This window comes from Candidatus Aquicultor secundus (assembly GCF_002791875.1).
Taxonomy (GTDB): domain Bacteria; phylum Actinomycetota; class Aquicultoria; order Aquicultorales; family Aquicultoraceae; genus Aquicultor_A; species Aquicultor_A secundus.
The window spans coordinates 1-2771 of sequence record NZ_PFNG01000010.1 but is presented as its reverse complement, the minus strand read 5'-3'; the positions used below and the strand labels follow the sequence as shown (position 1 = coordinate 2771).

The 2771-nt window shown below is 54.1% G+C and carries 2 protein-coding genes; both read left to right on the top strand.

Annotation, left to right across the window (positions count from 1 at the left end):
- Positions 1–240: 240 nt before the first annotated feature.
- The gene (locus tag COY37_RS00265; RefSeq protein ID WP_286679245.1) at positions 241–1764 is read left to right on the top strand and encodes a cobyric acid synthase; all 1524 of its coding nucleotides are present in this window, start codon (positions 241–243) and stop codon (positions 1762–1764) included.
- A 1-nt stretch (position 1765) separates the two neighbouring features.
- Positions 1766–2734 (top strand): adenosylcobinamide-phosphate synthase CbiB, encoded by a 969-nt coding sequence (gene cbiB / locus COY37_RS00260; RefSeq protein ID WP_286679244.1) that lies wholly within the window; start codon positions 1766–1768, stop codon positions 2732–2734.
- Positions 2735–2771: the final 37 nt, after the last annotated feature.

The following is a 2771-nucleotide window of genomic DNA, read 5'->3' as shown; positions in this document are numbered from 1 at the left end:
TGACAGAAGTGCGTGAGTGCCCGCTAGATTCTTCACTTCGTTCAGAATGACAGGCAACAGCAGTCTGTGAGTGCCCGCTAGATTCGGAGTTTATCCTGAGCGATAGCGAAGGACCTGCTCAGAATGACAATTGCCGGCGTTTAGAATGACAATTGCTAGATTCTTCACAACGCTTCAGAATGACAACAACCATTCATTATTTGGTTCTAGCTAGCGGCTAATTAGGGAGCGCTATAAAGAATGAAAGCAAGAACGCTAATGGTGCAGGGCACGACGTCGGATGCGGGCAAGAGCCTGCTGGTGGCGGCCCTGTGCAGGATATTTGTCGATAAGGGATTTAAAGTCGCGCCGTTTAAGAGCCAGAACATGGCCCTTAACTCGTTTGCGACCGAAGAGGGGCATGAAATCGGGCGCGCCCAGGCGCTTCAAGCGGCGGCCGCGCGCATCAAACCGACCGTGCACATGAACCCGATTCTCTTAAAACCCACAGATAACAGCCGCGCCCAGGTGATCGTGCGGGGACAGGTGTACAGAAACCTTTCCGCCCGCGAATATCACTTCGAGAAGACCGACCTCGTACACAAGGTCGAGGAATCACTCGATGCGTTACGGAATGAATACGACCTGGTCTTTATCGAAGGCGCCGGAAGCCCGGCAGAGATCAACCTAAAGAAAGAAGATATCGTCAACATGCGCATCGCAAAGATGGCCGAGGCGCCGGTTTTGCTGGTCGGCGATATCGACCGCGGCGGCGTTTTCGCCCAGCTCGTCGGCACGCTTGAACTGCTCGACGACGATGAGTGTGACCTGGTCAAGGGCCTTGTCATTAACAAGTTCAGGGGAGACGTGACGCTGCTTGATCCGGGAATCGATTTTCTTGAAACAAAGACAGGCAAGAACGTGCTCGGAATTATCCCTTATATGAGCGACCTCAAGCTCGATAGCGAGGATTCGCTTGCGCTGGATAATGTAAACAAAGCCGCATCCAACGGCCGGGCGGTGGACATCGCCGTAATCAGGCTTCCGCATATATCCAACTTTACGGATATCGATACGTTCGCTTACGAGCCCAGAGTCAACCTTCGCTATGTGACGCCCGGCGCTCCCATCGGGGAGGCCGATCTCATAATCGTCCCCGGAACAAAGAACACCATGGGCGACATGCAGGTGCTTCACGAAAAAGGCACGGTCGCCGAGATTAGAAAGCGGCGCGAGAAGGGCGTTCCTGTTGTCGGGATTTGCGGCGGCTACCAGATGCTCGGAACGACGATAGAGGACGAGCACGGTATTGAATCGGACGAGCGTGTAATCGACGGTATCGGCTTACTTGATTGCGTAACCAGCATTAGTCCCGCAAAAGTCACAATGCAGGTCGAGGCGATGGTGTCGGGCGGCGGTGCTGTCTTGGAGCCGGTTCTCGGCAGCAGTGTGACCGGCTACGAGATACACATGGGCATAACCAGGCTAAACGGGGATACCCGGGAGGCGTTTAGGATAACGAAGCGCGGCACAGCGCCCACAGACATAAGCGATGGATGCGTATCCGCAGACGGAATGGTCTTCGGCACGTATATCCACGGGATATTTGATAACGGAAAGTTACGCAAGTCGCTCCTTGATTTCCTTAAAGCGAAAAAGGGCCTGGCGCAGGACAGCCTCGGCATAGACCACGACGTGTTCAGGCAGACGCAGATCGACCTGTTGGCAAAGACGGTATCGGAAAGTCTCGATATCGACGCGATTTCAGAAATAATAGGTGTTTGATATGTTGTGGCCCCAGGTGGCGTTAGCCTACGTAGTCGACCTGGCCTTTGGCGAACCCGGATGGGCTCCCCATCCCGTCGTCTTGATCGGGCGCCTTATAGCATATCTCGACAAACAGGTCTTTGATGAGAACCTCGGGTGGGCTCAAAAACGATATATGGGCGTGGTGGTCGTCACATTCGTGGTCGGTATATCCGCCTCGGTAACCTGGGGCATAGTCTACCTTGCCACGCTTCTTAACGGCATCGCGGGATTTGTGGTATCTATACTATTAATATCCACCACGATAGCGACAAGGGGCCTGATGGATAGCGCCAGAGATGTGGCGATGTCCCTCGCGAAGAACGACCTTGCGGAGGCCCGCGAGAAGGTCGGGCGCATCGTCGGCAGGGATACCGAGAATATGAAGCGGCGTGACGTGGTGCGGGCTACGATAGAGTCGGTCGCGGAGAACTCGGTTGATGGAGTAATAGCGCCGATTATCTATGCGCTCATCGGCGGGGCACCGCTGGCGATGGCATATAAGGCGGTAAATACCCTGGATTCGATGATAGGATACAAGAACGAGCGTTATATCGACTTCGGCTGGGCTGCGGCGAAGTTCGACGACATGGTAAACTATATCCCGGCAAGGATATCTGTGCTCATCCTTGCGATAGCGGCGCTTTTGGTACGTAAGGACGCCCTCAAGGCGATAAGGACGGCGATACGCGACGGACGCAACCATGCGAGCCCGAACAGCGGTTTGCCGGAAGCCACCGTTGCCGGCGCATTTGGCCTTAAGCTTGGCGGCACCAACTATTACGATGGCGTTCCGAGGGAAAGCGGCTTTATCGGTGACGGCAAAGGCGCAATAACAGAAAAAAACATAAACGAGGTAATCTGGCTCATTTTCGTCGCCTCAGCCGTAACGCTTCTTTTGAGCAGAGCGATTATATTCGGGTTGAATTATTTTGGGGTTGTCAGGTGATATAGGCAAGAGGGTCCTTTAGGATGTCATTCTGAAG

What these genes read in the sequence shown, in the direction of transcription:
- COY37_RS00265 (WP_286679245.1), top strand. Translation starts at nt 241, where the DNA reads ATGAAAGCAAGAACGCTAATGGTGCAGGGCACGACGTCGGATGCGGGC.
- cbiB (WP_286679244.1), top strand. Translation starts at nt 1,766, where the DNA reads ATGTTGTGGCCCCAGGTGGCGTTAGCCTACGTAGTCGACCTGGCCTTT.